Below are 275 nucleotides of genomic sequence, written 5' to 3' on the forward strand. Positions count from 1 at the left end.
TCTGGAACGAGGTGGGCCGCATCAAGGGGTTCTCGCACGCAACGATCCAGCTGTTGGTGAATGGCGTTGCAGAGTTCCGAGCGTGGTATCGTCCTCTTAAGGGCGTGTTCAAGATCGATGGCGAACTGCCAGTGCGGAAGAAGGCAGCAGGCGCGAAGCTAGCAGGGGTCAATGTGGCTTGGACCAGTTACCGCTCGGCTGACGAAGAGGCGTTTGTCGAGGCTCAGGGCGGCACCGTTGTCAAGTACAGCGCGAAGATGAATGTGCTACTATAC

The 275-nt window shown here is 57.8% G+C and carries 1 protein-coding gene; it reads left to right on the top strand.

Going from position 1 to position 275, the window contains the following annotated elements; genetic code table 11:
* Positions 1–275, top strand: a 275-nt coding sequence (locus ACZ2XM_RS15515) for a hypothetical protein (RefSeq protein WP_490619017.1), incomplete at both ends; no start/stop codon positions are given.

It is taken from the genome of Psychrobacter sp. CoH-33_TS_01 (assembly GCF_058189395.1).